The following is a 15,013-nucleotide window of genomic DNA, read 5'->3' on the forward strand; positions in this document are numbered from 1 at the left end:
GTGCCGAGTGGCTCGGCTCCTCCGCTCAGAACGGCAGGATGGCTTTCAGCGAGCCGGCGTTGCTGGAGGTGCGGTCGGAGAACTCGCCATCATACTGCAGCCGGATGTCCATGCCCGCCGTCGTCAGGAGCTGGACGCCGGCGCCGATGCGCGCCACCACATCGTCGATCGGCAGCGAGGTGTCGAAGCTGCCGGTGCCGGACGGCGCGCCGGTGAAGCGGGCCTTCGCCGACCAGTCGTCGTCGCTGAGGACCGTGACGCCGGCATAGGCGTAGGGCCGCAGAATGGCGTTGCCCGCCGCGACGCGCCCGCCGACCTCGAGGGTGGGCGAGAAGGCGAAGGTGAACTGGTCGCTGTCCTCCACCTTCAGGCCGAGATCGCCGCCGCCGCTTTCACGGTAGCCCGGCATCCGCGAATAGATCGCGTCGAGGTCGACATAGGGCTTCAGGTACATCTCGGAGAAGGCGAAGGTCCGCGCCACCCGCAGCCGGGCCGCCCCGGCGAACACATCCGGGTCGCTGGAGACGGTGTCGGCGAAGCCTGGAATAGCGATCCGGCGCTTGATATCGAAGCTGCCGTAGCTGCCGCTGAGCGCGCCGGCGATCTGCCAGGCCCCCATCTCGCGCTTCACCGTCAGGCCGAGATAACCGCTGCTGCCGTCGCCGTCGACCCGGTTGTCATAGCCCTCCAGCCAACTCTGCTGATACGCGCCGGACATGCCGACGAACCAGCCCGGCGCCACCTCGTGCTGGCCGCCGACCTGGTAGGTGATGCTGTCGTTCGAGAAGCCGGAGATGCCGGCGTCGGCGGTCTGCTGGGTGGAGCGGCCGGAGACCTGGGCCCAGGCGCAGTCGGTCTCGCCGGTCAGGGCGTCGGCGCCGCTGAACACCGGGCAGCTCATCAGCCCGGTGTTGAAGCGGGCCATGCCGGCCTGCAGCTGCGCCGCCGGGGCCAGGACCACGCCCGGAGAAAGGTCGGACAGCATGCCGGAGTAGACCTTCGAGCCCTGCTCCGCTGCCGTACCGAGGGTGGCGAACAGCGTGCCGAAGCTGTCGGTGCCGCCGGCGTCCCAGACGCCCTGCAGGCCGTGGGCGACGCCGGACTGGCTGTCCTCCAGCCGCATCGACGCCGCATCGAAATCGGCCGAGGCGACCGACAGGCGATAGTCGTGCCCGGCCGGGGTCAGCGCGAAATCGTAGATCGGCGAGGCCTCCGGCGTGATCGCGCCGGCAGCGGCGCCGTCGACCGTCAGCACGGTCAGCTCGCGGTCGGGCCGCAGGCTGGTGGCCTGCAGGTCCAGCGTGCCACCCAGCTGCGCGTCGCCGCGCACCAGCAGCCGGTCGGCGCCGAAGCTGTTGAAGTCGGTGTCGACGACCAGGGTGCCGGCCGCCCCTTGGGTGAAGTCGCCGGTGATCTCGGTGCCGTCGATCGCACCGGAATGGCCGACCACCATCCGGCCCTGGTTGTTCACGTCCGCCTGGTACAGCGACGCGTCCACCAGCGTGTGGCTGGAATAGTTGTTCACCGTGCCGGCGGCGCAGCCCGAGGCGCTGTCCGCGGTTGTGGTGCAACTGCCGTCGGCGTTGCTCAGCAGGATGTTGCCGGAGATCGTGCCGTAATTGTCGACCGTCAGCACGCTGCCATCGGCGGTTTCGGACCTGCCGTCGTAGCGGATGGCGGTGCCCGAGGCGGCCGACACGCTGCCGCCGGCATTCACGGTCAGCACATTGTTCTCACCGGCCACCACCCAGACACCGGCGCCTGCGCCCGACCCGCCGGTGACCGTACCGTTCACCGTGCCCGTGATGGTGCCCATGAAGCCGGGGCCGTTGAGGCTCGTGCTCTGGGCAAAAATACCGATCGAGTCCGCGCCCGTCGTCGTGAGTATGCCGGACTGGGAGACCGTCACGTCGCCGGACGCGCTGGTGCCATCGAAACTGGATGCGGTGGAGCCATAGATCGTCTCGCCGTTTCCCGAGACGCTGTAGATGCCGCCGCCGCCGCCGATGGACTGCGCAATGATGCCGTGGGCCCGATCGCCAGTGGTGGTGATGTTGCCGTCCACGGTCACCGAAACGGCGTGGCCCGAGCCGGAACTGTCGGAGAAGGCGTAGTTCGAGGCGCTTACGGAGCCGCCGGTGTTCCCGGCGATGCCGCCGCCGCCACCGATGGACTGCGCGATCAATGCGTGCGCCCCGTCGCCCTCGGTGCCGATGCTGAAGCCGCTGAGTTGAACCGTGACGTCTCCCCCGTCTCCGCTCGCCCCGTCCTGTCCGCCGAACTTCAGGGGCGTATTCGCGGTCACGGTACCCGCGCCGCCGATGCCGCCGCCGCCGCCGATGGACTGCGCAACGATGCCGTACGCATCGTTGCCGGCGGTATGAAAGCCCCCAGTCAGCGACAGGCTGACCGCCTCGCCGTTGCCCGTTGCGCCGCCCGACCCGCCGACCGTGAGGCTCGACACGCTGTCGGACGACCCGCCGCCGCCGAGGCCGCCGCCACCGCCGATGGACTGCGCCAGGACGGCGTAGGACCTGTTGCCCATCGTCTGGATGCCGGACCAGGGCGCGGTGAAGCCGAGCGTGACGGTCCCGCCGTTGCCACCCGATCCGCCGGAGCCACCGACGGAGAGGTCGATCGTGTGGCTGTCGTCATCGGTCGCCGCCTCGGAACTCCCCGCCCCGCCAACGCCGCCGCCACCGCCGATGGACTGGGCGACGACGCCATGGGCGTCGTGCCCCGTTGTCAATACGGCGAGCGCGCTTGGGGAAATGATCGTGACGGCACCGCCATCGCCGGACGAACCGGAGGAGCCGCCGATGCCGCCCCCGACGGTGATTCCACCCGACGCGCTGTCGGAGCCGTCGCCGCCCTGGCCGCCGCCACCGCCGATCGACTGCAGGAGCACACCGTAGGCCGCGAATCCGGACGTGCTGATGACATAGCTGTCGTTGCTCCCGTCGGGATCGTCGAACGTGGCATTCACTGCGCCGCCGTCTCCGCCCGCTCCGCCATGGCCGCCGATCGCGAGGGCGATGGTTGCCGTCGCGTCGCTTCCTGCCGCGGTGGAGGTGCCCCCGGCCCCGCCGCCGCCGCCGATCGACTGCGCGACGACGCCGTCCGCCCAGTCTCCGGTCGTCGTCACATGGCCCTTGTCGACGATGACATCGACCTCGCCGCCATGTCCGCCGGTGCCTCCGGCTCCGCCCAGCGAGGCGGTCAGGGTATACTTCGTGTCCTCGTCACCGCCTCCGAAGCCATCGCTGTCGGAGCCCGCATCGTTGCCGACCGAGCCTGCGAGACCTCCCGAGCCTCCGATGGACTGGGCGAGAATGCCGTCCGCATCGCCGCCGGCCGTGGTGATCGTGCCGTTCGCGGTGACGCTGACCTTGCCGCCGGTCATGCCGTCGCCGGTGTTCGAGCCGATATTGACGGTCACGCTGCCGGAGATCGGATCCGCATCGTCGTCGCCGCCATCATCGTCCGCGGCCGCCGCCTCACCCTCTCCGTCGCCGCCGGCAACGGATGCGCTGCCGGACAGGCCGATCGTGCCGCCCTGCCCCGTGCCGCCGCCGCCGCCGATCGACTGCGCCAGAACGCCGCGAGCGCCCGAGCCGGTTGTGCCGATGTTCGTCCCGTCCTGGAGAACCACCGTGGCCGAGCCCGGCGTGCCGCCACTGCCCCCGGCACCGCCGAGACCGATATTGGCGCTCAGGTTGAAGCCGCCGCCGATCTGGTCGTTGCTCGCGCTGCCGACGCCGCCGTTGCCGCCGCCGCCGCCGATCGACTGCACCACGACTGCGTTGGAATAATCGCCCGCGGTGTAAACCGAGGCGGTGTCGTCGAGCGACACACTGGCGGCTCCGGTATCGCCACCGGCACCGCCCGAGTTGCCCACCGCGGTGGAGATGTCCGACGAGACCGTGTCGACGTCGCCGATCGTGCCGGCGAACGATGAGGCGCTGCCGCCGTTGCCACCGCCGCCGCCGATCGACTGGGCGAGCACGCCGATCGATCCGTCGCCGCCCGTCTGGACATGCGCATTGCCCGTCAGCGTGACCGCCGCCGTGCCGCCCGCGCCGGCCACCCCGCCCTTGCCGCCGACCGACGTCGTGATGCTCGCGGCAAAGGGTGGAAGGTCGAGCTCCGCGCCCGGAAAGGCGAGGGTCATCGCATCGGCGACCGAGGTGCCGCCGTTGCCGCCGCCGCCGCCGATCGACTGCGCCACCACGCCGTGGGAGTCGGTCACCCCGTCGATGACGTTGCCGCTCGCGTCGAACCCCGTGGAAATATGGGTGGAGGTGATGCTCACGCTGACCGTGTCGCCGGACCCGCCGGAGCCTCCCGAGGCGCCGACCGAGGTGTTGATGCCGAGGCCCACCGAGGCGCTGTAGCCGGCCGCCGAGCCGCCGTTGCCGCCACCGCCGCCGATCGACTGCGCCACGACGGCGGACGAATGCGCCCCGGTGGTCGTGAGGGCGCCCCCGTCGAGGTCCACCGTGGCGAGGTTGCCCGCGCCGCCGCCGCCGCCGGCGCCCCCCACCTGCACCGGCAGAATGTCTTCCACGTCGGCCGACTTGGCGTTGCCGCCGTTACCGCCACCGCCGCCGATCGACTGCGTCAGAAGGCCCGGCGCGTTGTTGCCCTGCGTCGTGAGCGTGAGGTTGTCGAAGGTCATCAGCGCCGGGCGGCCGTCCGAGCCCCCGGCCCCCAAGCCACCGATCTGCAGCGTCGCGACATCGAGTGCGCCAGCGCCGTTTGCAGTGCCGCCGTTGCCACCACCGCCACCGATGGACTGGGCGATCGCGCCGGCGGAGAAGTCGCCCGACGTGATGATGGTCGATCCGCTCAGCGCCGGTGCCTTGTCGCCGTCGTCGCTCGGGCTGCCGTCCACCTCACCGGTGGAGTCGGTGTAGTCGCAGCCATCGTATGTGTTGCTGATGCAGGCATGCCCGCCATAGCCGCCGCCGGAGCCCGATCCGCCGATGCCGAGGCCAGCGCCGACCGACACGTCGACGACGTTGCCGCCCGAGCCGCCGCCGCCGCCGATCGACTGTGCGACGAGGCCGGGCGAGAACTCGCCGGTCGTCGACACGGTGCCGCCGACGTCGAAGATCCGCGCGATGCCCGCATCGCCACCCGCGCCGCCGGAGCCGCCGACAGCGGCGATGCCGGCGGCCCCCGCTCCCGTGCCGCCACCACCGCCGATCGACTGGACGAGGATGCCGACAGCGGCGTCGCCCTTCGTCGTCACGTCGTTGTTGTTCGTAACGTAGGCGATTGCCGAGTTGTTGGCGCCAGCCCCGGCGTTGCCGCCGACGCTGATCGCACCGCCGGCGGCACCGGCCGCGCCGCCGCCGCCCGACAGCGTCTGCGCCACGATGCCGTTCGCACCGTATCCCGATGTCGTCACCGCACCGGTGTTGTTCACGATCACGTTCTCGCCGCCGCCGCCTTCACCGCCCTGACCGCCGAGGGCGAGAACGAACCCGACGCCCACGCCGCCCGCACCGCCGGACCCGCCGATCGACTGCACGAGCAGACCATGCGCGTACTGGCCATGCGTCGTCACATCCGCGCCGGACGTGATCTCGACCACTCCGGCATCGCCGCCGTTGCCGCCGTCGCCGCCCGAACCGGCGAGGACGTTGGTGAAATCTCCGCCGAGGCCGCCGCCGCCGCCGATGGAGTGCAGCGTCACGCCGGCGGCATAGTCGCCCTGGGTGGTGATCGTCGTGCCCGATGAGGCGTAGACGCCGACGTCGCCGCCGTCGCCGCCCGCGCCGGCCGTGCTGGCATTGCCGCCGCCGATCCCGCCGACGGACTGGCCGAGAACGGCATAGCCATCGTCGCCGTCCGTCGTGATGGTGGCGCCGTCCTCGACATTGATCTGGATCTTGCCGCCGTAGCCGCCGGCCCCGCCGCTGGTGCCGTCGCCTCCGTCTCCGCCGTTGCCGCCGAGGCTGCGGGCGGCGACGCCCATGATGCCGGCCCCCGACGCCGAGATCGTGGCGGCGTTCTGAACGGTTATCGTGGTGGTGCCCTCACTCTCGCCGCTGGCGTTGATGCTTGCGCCGCCGCCGGCGCCGCCATCATGGTCTTTGTCGGGGCCATCTCCACCATCGCCGCCCTGGGAGATTGCGTACATCCCGGCCGAGGCGCCCTCCGGCGCCCCTCCGTTCGAGAGCGACGAGGAAACCGTGATGTCGCCGTTGGTCGTCAGGGTGATCGGGCGTCCGGACTCGCCTTTGCCGCCCGGGTCGGAGTTGTCGCCCGAGGCGATGCCGCTGCCGCCCTGGCTGCGGGCATAGATGCCCTGAACGCCATCCGATGTCCCGTCCAGCCCCTTCCAGTAGAGGGAGATCGCGGCGTTGTTGGTGACGGAGATGGTCGCCCCGGCGCCCCCTTCGCCATTCTCCGTGCCGCCGTTGCTGCCGTCGCCATGGGCATTGATGATGCGGGCCTGTCCGGTCCCCGTGAACGGACTGCTCTCGCTGCCGATCTGAATCGCGCCGTTATTGGTGATGGTGATCGTCTTGGCGTCGCCGCTGTTGCCGCCCTGCTGGTCGCCTGCGCCCGTATTCATGTCGCCGCCCGCGCCGGCACTCGCGCCGGCGTCGATGCCGTTCACCTTCGGCGTGGAACCCTGCGCGGCCGAGGCATCGATGATGATCGTCCCGTTGTTCGTGATCGTGATCGTGCCGCTGTCGCCGCCGCGTCCGCCGTCATGTCCATTGTCGCCCGGCTTCGCCCCGGCGCCGCCATTCGCCTGCACGAAGATGCCGGTGACCTGGCCCCAGTCGTTGGTGTTGCTCGACTCGCCCTGCAGCGTGATGTTGCCGGTGTTGGTGAGCGACAACGCGCCGCCGCTATACGCGGTTGCATCGGTCGTGCCGCCGTTGTCATTGCCTGCGGAGCCGTCCAGTTCCAGATGCAGGATATTGGACTGATTGGCGGTGGACGCGGTGATGTTGGCGCCGTTGGTGAGGCTGTACGGGTAGTCGTCCCAGAACGTTCCGGTGTCCACGACGCTCACCCCGGTCGTGTCCGCTCCGCTCTCCACCGTGCACGAGCTGCCGCCGTCCTGGGGAGTGGTGCAGGGGTAATAATTCTGTGCCACGGCCGGGGCGAGCGACCAGAGGCCGGCGACGACCGCAACGGTGCCCAGCAGGCGGCCCCGGGTTGCGACACGGCCGACATGGCTGTGGGCCGGTATCGCGCCAATCTTCCGCTCGATAGCAGCCAGGGATCGGGCTCCTGCGGCGTTCCGGCCCTCGTGACCTTTCGACTCGACCATATCGGCCTCCTGCCTGAATCCGATCGACCTCGCGCCGACGCCGGTTATTTGCGTTCGGGGGAGAGGTGCTATTGATTCCTTGTGAAGACGCGAAATATCCTCTTCACCGACGGTAGTCCTAACCTCATTGCCCAGCCGGGGCGCGCATTAATCGATGAAACGGCCAGTCCAGTCGATGAAGCGACATGCCGACGATCACTCGCCGCATCTTGGCGGGCAGCCTTCGGCAACAGATGCGACGGACGAATGACTCCGTCGGTCCTTGGCGCCTAGCGGTTCGGACATTTCGTTCGCGCATTGCACGAGAGCCGGCCGGGGCTACGCCCTTGCGCCCGCTACGACGCGGGCTCCACGGAGATTGCTTCGGATTCGACGAAGGAGATCTGGACCATGTCGCCCACCTGCAGCTGATCCAGCAGCTGCCGAACCCGCGGCCTCTGGACGAAGACCGTGCGGACGCCGCCTGCCGGCCCCATGAACATGATCGTGTGCTGGGCGGGGTTGAGGCCGACGACCTGCGCCTTGATCCGGGTCACGACCGATGCATCGCCATAGGGGAGCTCCCCTGGCTCGGCCAATGTCGCCTCTGCCGTCTGCGTCGCCATAGGCGCCGAACCCGCCACCGCCTTGGCGATATCGATGGCCACGGCCTGGTAACGGCTGACATTGACGCGGTCGCCGGGCCGGACCTGCGGAAGGTTGATGACCTGCGGTCCGACATGGACGGCCGTGATGCGGCCGTCGCCGTCCTTGAGCGTCACCGACCGGCTCTCGAGATCGATGGCCTGCACCGTCGCGGTTGTCGTCATCAGAACGCCCGCGCCCGCTCCCTCCTGGGCGGCGACGGGCGAGACGCCTATGGCAAGGCCGACCAGGCACGCCGCAATGCAGCCCAATGGCCGTGCAGGGGCTCGAAATCCGGTCATGTCAGCCTTCCTCTCGTCGTGTTGATCAAACGAGGACGGAGCAGGTTGGGGGCCGGCCGACATGCCGGCGCCCAGTTGCACCGTCCGAGGGTCAGGGCGTCAGCTCGCACCGACTGGCGGCGACGCTCGCCTTTTGCGCCCAGCAGAAAGATGCTATCGGTTCCTTGCTGGCGGACACGAAGCATCATCCGCTTGACCAAGGTCCTAATATCGTTGCGCCGGTGGGCGCCTGCCCAATTCGATGAAACGGCCGATCCAGTCGATGAACCGACATTTCCACGGCCGGCCGGTCGCCGCATCATGGCGGACCGCCCTTGGCGAGAGATGCGATCGGATCTCCGCCGGATATCGGAGACTGGCTGACTTGCCCCCTTTCGCGGCTGCGGATGGAGCGACGGACGGTGCCCCGTCGCCACCGATTTCATTCTGGCGCGCGAACGCGGCAGCCTGGATCTTCATCGCCTTCTTCGGCCTGGTCTCGCGGCTCGCCGCCTTCAACGACGTCGCGCTGACCGTGGCGCTGACCCTGGTGCTTGACCCGATCGGCTTCCTGCTGACGAGCGCAGCGTACAAGCTCTATCTGCAGCGGACCCAGCATCGCGGGGCTGTCATCGCCGCCTGGGCGCTGGCATGCTCCGTCCTCGGCGGGATCCTGCAGATGGTGATCGCCAATGCGCTCAAGGACGGCCTGTTCCCCGACATCCCCGTAGGCAACATGGCGGCCAACGACGCCGTCCCGGCGGTCTTCTACACCGCGGTCTTCCTCGGCTGGTCGCTGGCCTATTTCTGGATCCGGGCGGCTGTCGACGCCCGATCGGAGCGGGTGCGGCGCAGCGAGGCGCAGGCGGCCGCGACCCGGGCTGAGCTGCAGCGCCTGCGCCTGCAGCTCGACCCCCATTTCCTGTTCAATGCGCTCAACACCGTGGCGGCCGAGATCCCGGACAATCCCGATTCCGCGCTGGAGATGACCCACCGCATCGCCGCCTATCTCCGCTATTCGCTGGACCAGCAGACCCGGCCGGTGTGCCCGCTGACCGACGAGATCGAGGCGGTGCGCGCCTTTGTCCGCATCCAGGAGCTGCGCTTCGAGGGCCGCCTGCGCTGCGTCGTCGAGATGGATCCGGCGGTACGAGCCGTCGCCGTGCCGCACCTGATCGTGCAGGGGCTGGTCGAGAACGCAGTGAAGCACGGTCTGCGGTCATCCGCCGAGATGCTGGAGATCCGCGTGACCGCCCGGCGGACGGCCGACGACGCCGTGGTGATCGAGGTCGTCAACCCCGGCCGGCTGGCCCCGCGCGTGGGCGACCGGCCGGGCGTCGGCCTGGCCAACACCAGGCGCCGGCTCGAACTGCATTATCCGGCGCGCCACGAACTGTCCCTGAGCCAGGAGGACGACCTCGTGATGGCGCGGCTGCTGCTGAGGGGGGATGCATGCTTCGCGTGATGGTCGTGGATGACGAGCCGCCGGCGCGCCGCGGCTTGCGGCGGCTGCTGCAGGCACATCCGGATATCGAGGTCGTGGCCGAGGCCGGCACGGTGTCCGAGGCGCAGGCGCAGGCCACGGCGCTGCGCCCCGATGCGATCTTCCTGGACGTCGAGCTGACCGACGGTCGCGGCTTCGATCTGGTCGCACAGCTGTCGCCGGCGCCGGCGATCGTGTTCGTGACCGCGCACGACCTCTATGCGGTCAGGGCGTTCGACGTCTCGGCGCTCGACTTCCTCCTGAAGCCGGTCGACCCACGGCGGCTGGCCGTGACGGTCGATCGGCTGCGCCAGCACCGGCAGGACACGTTGCGCGCGCCGACCTCCGGTCGGGAGCGGCAGGACGACGTCGAGCTGGATGGCGATCCGCAGCGCGACGGGCCGCAGCAGCGCATCCATCTGCGCATCGACGGCAAGTCGGTGATCGCACCGCTCGGCACGGTCGCCATGCTGGCGGCGGAGGCGGATTTCACCCGCGTCTTCCTGATGGGGGCGCGGGACTATCTGGTCTGCCGGCTGCTCCGGCACTTCGAAGCCCAGCTGCCCACGCCTCCCTTCGTCCGCATCAGCCGCTCGCTGATCGTCAACCTGGACCAGCTGGAGCGGGTGGACTGGCAGGAAGCCGGGCGCTGCAGCCTGTCGCTCGGTGACGGCATTGGACCAGTCACGCTGGGCCGCATTGCCGCCCGGCGACTGCGGCAGAGCCTCGAGACCCGCCCCATGATGATCGTCTGATGTACTGACGCCACGCTCAGATGCAACAAGCGCCGCCGTTCTGGGGCGGGGCTCTGTGTCAGATGTCGATGTGGATGGAGTTATAACAAAGTTGGTTGCGGGGACAGGATGCCACCGATGTACACGCAGTCTTGCTATTGCGGTATAGGCGCATTTACCTGCAGCGCTGACCCGGCCGAGAGCTCATAGATGTTAATCGGCACGGGGGCTCGGCACCGATGGGCATAATCATATCTCCTTGATTCGATTGGCTCCTGCGAAGGGGCCTCCACGGCGCCGATTGACACCCACGCCGATCAATGGATTTGGCGGAGCAAATCGCTGTAGAGAACACCACGGTCCGTATGGGCTCGAAGAGATTGCGGATGTGGCCTTGTCGCAATCGCCTCGCGAACCTCTCTTGGAGAGTAGCCGTAGATCTGCCGGAAGCTGCGGCTGAACTCCGCAGCGCTTGAGAAGCCGGCTTCATAACCGATTTCCTTGATCCGGAGGACTTCGCTCAGATCCGCAAGCCTCGCATGGGCGTGGGCGAGGCGCCGCCGCTTGATGAAGCGGTCTACGCCGCCGAAGGGCTCGAACAGCCGATAGACCTGTCGCCGCGACATGCCGAAGTGCCGGCCGATCTGGTCTGCCGACAGGGAGGAATCATGGAGATGATCCTCGACGTATCGCTTCACCCGCTGGACCAGGACCTGAGCGATCGGCCTCTGTGCTTCCATCAGAGCATCTCGCGTCGGAGCAAGACAGGCGGCAATCATCGCCTGCGTGGCGGCAACCATGTGAGGCGCATCGGCCGGGGTAAATTCCGACATCCGATGGGTAAGGCTGATGATGTGATCCGCGAGAAGCCCGGCGAGCGGGCCGGGTACCGACCGGGCATTGAGGGGTTCGGCCAGCGCCGAGGCTCTGCCCAGGCTATCCCGCGGCAGAACGATAAAGCTTATGTCGGCATCAGTGTGCAACCCCTCCCATGGCTGCCCGTGATCGTGTGTGAAGACCTTCCCAGACGGAATATCTTCCAAAAGAGATATCTTGCCGCGTCGGTAAACCAAGAAGCAGAAGTGATCGATCGGATTCCTGCGAATCTCTGAAGCTGAACGAATATAGCTGGAGGCTGCGACTCGTCTCGTTGCAACCAACATAGACCCTAGAACGGCCATACGATCTTCCATATGGAACCCATGAGCCGAATCATCGTTGGCAGGAACGATGTGCGCGAACTCGCTTTCGTATGCGACGGCAGCCTCAGCCTGCTCGGCCGGCGACAAGCCTCGGGTCGAAAACGACACCGGTGACGGATTCCGTATATTTTCTTGATGCGCCGTGTCCATGATCGGTGCTCCCAACTGTCTATGTCGAGCTGTCGCCAAGCATGGCGTCGCCGCTGGCGTGACGGAGTTGGCACTTCTCGGTAATTGTGATCTCGAGCTGCGGGTTGCTGATCGCGAGATCCGTCGCCACCAGCGGCCCGACTGCGGCTGCTGGAGCCTTCACCAAGCTTCGCTTTTTACCCGGCTCCGCTTGAGCCAGATGGTCCGCAGGCGAGTTGTGGGTTCAAAATCGTGAATCGTCTCCTGCACGGTTGATTTAAACATTTAGATCAAATTTTAGATAATTTGCAACAACCGCTATAGGCCTTTTTGGCCTATCCGTGACAGGCGTGTCAAAGTGACGCTAGAGAATCAAGAAAATCCAATGGGTTAGAAGCATAGGCAAGCAACCGGACAGACTGGCGGCGGCCAGTTCGGAGCAGGCGATGGCGAGATCAGTAAGCGGGAGATGGCCGTTCCCTATCAACCAGGACCACTTCGTCGTCCGGGTCAGCGTGGTCTAGTGTGGCCTCGTGGGAGCATCGGGTCTGCAGGGCACACGAAACGGATTTGGCTAAAATTGCATACAATCTGGCACGCATCGCCAACACTTCATGCGCCCCCTGGAATCGAACAGATATATATTCAAATCGAACTCGTACCGAGGGTCGGGAATGGCCTCATCGCCAAACCTATTGGTCGTTATTGCATGACACTCCAAGCGTAGCTTGAAATCAAAGACAGTTTCTGCGGCCGAAGATACTGGGCGGAACGCCTTCCAGTACTATCAGAAATCGAGCGTCACCTGCTGATGACGGTGCGTGACCGCTCGCTCGGGGCGGAGACAACGACCAATCCTGCCCCAAACCTCGAGTTCTGATGAAAATAAACCTTGGGAAGGCTACTTTAAATGACGATCTCTCCTGAACTGAAGAACATTCTTGGAATTCAGCACGAATTCTATGGAACAGAAGCCAGAGATGAAATTACAGGCACTGCTCAGAATGACTATATTGAAGCTAAAGGAGGCGGGAACGGAGCTTGGAATGGCGTTTTCACCGGTGGGAATGGCTACGAGAAACTGAATGGAAATGGCGGAAGCGATACGATCGGCTATTCCGAGTCGTCCGGGGGCGTCACGGTAGATCTCGGAAAGGTTGAGGCTTATTGGGCAGGCTCATCGATTGTTTACGCGGGTCTCAATTTCACCATCGGAGCGGCGTGGCGCACCATTGAGGCTTTTGTCAAAACTGTGGTTTCTCTTGGACAGGTCAACGACTGGGATAAGGTTTTTGAGAACAACTATTTTACCGCTATTCATGCCTCGGGCGGCGACGCCAATGGGACCGATGGGAACAATGTCGATGTCGCCATTGGATTCGCCAATGTGGTGGGATCCAATTACGACGACAGCCTGACTGGCGACGTGGAGAGCAACAAGCTGGTTGGCCTGGACGGCACGGATATCTTGAACGGTGGGGATGGCGACGATCTCCTGATCGGCGGCAACGGGGCCGACAAGCTCGACGGTGGCGCCGGCATCGATACCGCCAACTATCAGCTCTCCACCAGTGCCGTGACGGTGAACCTGGCCAGCGGAACCGGCGCCGGCGGCGAGGCCGAGGGCGATACCCTGGCCAATATCGAGAATGTCGTCGGCAGCCGGAGCAACGACACCCTCATCGGCAATGCCGGCGCCAACACGTTGCAGGGCGGAGACGGCAACGATGTGCTCCAGGGCGGTGCCGGCGCGGACCGTCTCGACGGCGGTGCCGGCGTCGACACCGCCAGCTACTACGCCAGCAATATCGGGGTCTCGGTCGATCTGTCGACCGGCAAGGGCAGCGGCGGTGAGGCCCAGGGCGATGTCCTGGTGGGGATTGAGAACCTGTCCGGCAGTCAGGGCAACGACACCCTCGTCGGCGACACCGGCGCCAATACGCTGGCGGGATGGAATGGCAACGACGTGCTCCGCGGCGGCGCCGGCGCGGACCGTCTCGACGGCGGTGCCGGCGTCGACACCGCGAGCTACTACACCAGCAATATCGGGGTCTCGGTCGATCTGTCGACCGGCAAGGGCAGCGGCGGTGAGGCCCAGGGTGATGTCCTGGTGAGGATCGAGAACCTGTCCGGCAGTCAGGGCAACGACACCCTCCTCGGTGACGGCGGCGCCAACACGCTGCAGGGGTGGAGCGGCGACGATGTGCTCCGCGGCGGCGCCGGCGCGGACCGTCTCGACGGCGGCGCCGGCACCGACACCGTGAGCTACTTCACCAGCAAGGTCGGGGTCTCGGTCGATCTCGGCGCCCACACCGCCTCAGGCGGCGACGCCCAGGGCGATACTCTCGGCAGCATCGAGGGGCTTCGCGGCTCGGCCTTTGCCGACAAGCTGACCGGCGATGGCGGCAGCAACACCATCGGCGGCGGCGACGGCAACGACGTGATCGATGGCGCAGGTGGTGCCGATAACCTCTGGGGTGAACGTGGCGATGATTCGCTTCAGGGTGGCGCCGGTGACGACAAGCTCACCGGCGGCGACGGCGCTGACGTGCTCGACGGCGGCACCGGCATCGACACGGCCTACTACGACAAGAGCGGCGGCGGCGTGACCATCGATCTCGGCAGCCACATCGCCTTCGGCGGTGAAGCCCAGGGCGACACGCTGATCAACATCGAGAACGTCTACGGCTCGGCCCTCACTGACAGTCTGACCGGGGATGGTGGGGCGAATTACCTCGTCGGCCTCGGGGGGAACGACACCCTGGTCGGAGGGACCGGGAACGACCGTCTCGACGGCGGCCTGGGGAACGACAAGCTTGAAGGCGGGGCCGGGGCGGACACTCTTCATGGCGGCGTCGGGGCTGATGCCTTCGTCTATCGCAACGTGTCCGACAGCACGGTCGGTGTCCTCGGGCGCGACGTCATCGACGACTTCCAGGCCGGCGACAAGATCCACCTGGGGATGATCGATGCCGACGGCAATTCCAGCAATGGCGACACCGCCTTCACCTTCACCGCCGGCGGCACCTTCACCGGAACCGGCCATGAGGTGATCGCGGTCGACGGCGGCAACGGCATGACCACGGTCTATGGTGACCTCAACGGCGACCGTCAGGCTGATTTCGCTATCAACGTGCAGACGGACCACTCCCTGACCGCAGCGGATTTCCTACTATAGCTGCGGGCCTCGGCACCAACCGGGGGCGGGGAAACCCGCCCCTTTTTTGGGCCTATCTCGAGGAGTGGCTGTCGAGGCACGGGTC

The 15,013-nt window shown here is 66.9% G+C and carries 6 protein-coding genes; 3 read left to right on the forward strand and 3 right to left on the reverse strand.

Annotation, left to right across the window (positions count from 1 at the left end; genetic code table 11):
• Positions 1-25 precede the first annotated feature (25 nt).
• On the reverse strand, positions 26-7,297 hold the full coding sequence (locus BWR60_RS36850; RefSeq protein WP_179221609.1) for an autotransporter outer membrane beta-barrel domain-containing protein: 7,272 nt from the start codon (positions 7,295-7,297) through the stop codon (positions 26-28).
• 335 nt (positions 7,298-7,632) lie between these two features.
• Positions 7,633-8,223, reverse strand: a complete 591-nt coding sequence (locus BWR60_RS03070) for a hypothetical protein (RefSeq protein ID WP_144445510.1) — start codon at positions 8,221-8,223, stop codon at positions 7,633-7,635.
• 364 nt (positions 8,224-8,587) lie between these two features.
• Here BWR60_RS03070 and BWR60_RS03075 point away from each other — a divergent pair, with 364 nt between their 5' ends.
• Both BWR60_RS03075 and BWR60_RS03080 read left to right on the forward strand, forming a co-directional pair.
• Positions 8,588-9,667, forward strand: a complete 1,080-nt coding sequence (locus BWR60_RS03075; protein WP_218823322.1) for a sensor histidine kinase — start codon at positions 8,588-8,590, stop codon at positions 9,665-9,667.
• Entirely contained in the window at positions 9,655-10,440 is a 786-nt protein-coding gene (locus BWR60_RS03080; RefSeq protein ID WP_088149535.1) for a LytR/AlgR family response regulator transcription factor, read from the forward strand. Before BWR60_RS03075 ends, BWR60_RS03080 begins: the two co-directional genes overlap by 13 nt.
• Positions 10,441-10,736: 296 nt before the next feature.
• On the opposite strand, the gene BWR60_RS03085 is transcribed toward BWR60_RS03080, so the two are convergent.
• Positions 10,737-11,771: a helix-turn-helix domain-containing protein gene (locus BWR60_RS03085; protein WP_088149536.1), complete on the reverse strand. Its 1,035-nt coding sequence runs from the start codon at positions 11,769-11,771 to the stop codon at positions 10,737-10,739.
• An 889-nt stretch (positions 11,772-12,660) separates the two neighbouring features.
• Between BWR60_RS03085 and BWR60_RS03090 the strand changes: the two genes are divergently transcribed.
• A complete protein-coding gene (locus tag BWR60_RS03090; RefSeq protein WP_088149537.1) occupies positions 12,661-14,928 on the forward strand; it encodes a calcium-binding protein in 2,268 nt (755 codons plus the stop codon).
• Positions 14,929-15,013: the final 85 nt, after the last annotated feature.

The organism is Inquilinus limosus, from assembly GCF_002195995.1.
GTDB classification, from domain to species: Bacteria; Pseudomonadota; Alphaproteobacteria; order DSM-16000; family Inquilinaceae; genus Inquilinus; species Inquilinus limosus_C.

Coding starts and splice junctions, on each gene's coding strand:
- BWR60_RS36850 (WP_179221609.1), bottom strand. CDS start 7,297: ATGGTCGAGTCGAAAGGTCACGAGGGCCGGAACGCCGCAGGAGCCCGA.
- BWR60_RS03070 (WP_144445510.1), bottom strand. CDS start 8,223: ATGACCGGATTTCGAGCCCCTGCACGGCCATTGGGCTGCATTGCGGCG.
- BWR60_RS03080 (WP_088149535.1), top strand. CDS start 9,655: ATGCTTCGCGTGATGGTCGTGGATGACGAGCCGCCGGCGCGCCGCGGC.
- BWR60_RS03085 (WP_088149536.1), bottom strand. CDS start 11,771: ATGGACACGGCGCATCAAGAAAATATACGGAATCCGTCACCGGTGTCG.
- BWR60_RS03090 (WP_088149537.1), top strand. CDS start 12,661: ATGACGATCTCTCCTGAACTGAAGAACATTCTTGGAATTCAGCACGAA.